Source organism: Bradyrhizobium sp. MI1.3 (assembly GCF_055811695.1).
Genome location: NZ_JBVVPQ010000284.1, coordinates 1 through 340, shown reverse-complemented (window position 1 = coordinate 340; position 340 = coordinate 1). Strand labels below are relative to the sequence as shown.

Here is a 340-nt window from a genome sequence, read left to right as displayed (position 1 = left end):
GCGACGATCTGGGCGGAGCTTCTCGGTGTGGCGCGGGTCGGGCGCCACGACAACTTCTTCGAACTGGGCGGCCACTCTCTTCTAGCTGTGCGGCTATTGAGCCGGGTCTCGCACGCTTGGGGTGTCGAGCTGCCGCTGACGACGCTGTTTGCCAAACCGGTGCTGGCCGATCTGGCCGGGAGCATCGTCGATGTGTTGAGCCGCTCCGGTCCACAAGACCTGCCGGCGATTGCGGCCGTGTCGCGTCATGAGCCGCTTGTGCTGTCGTTTGCGCAGCAGCGGCTATGGTTTTTGGCGCAGCTGGATCGGGGCAGCACGACCTATCACATGCCGCTGGTGT

Annotated in this window: 1 protein-coding gene; it reads left to right on the top strand. The window is 64.7% G+C overall.

What is annotated here, in order from left to right:
• A partial coding sequence (locus AC0L3A_RS41045) for a phosphopantetheine-binding protein (RefSeq protein ID WP_473256624.1) occupies nt 1-340 on the top strand: 340 nt, incomplete at both ends.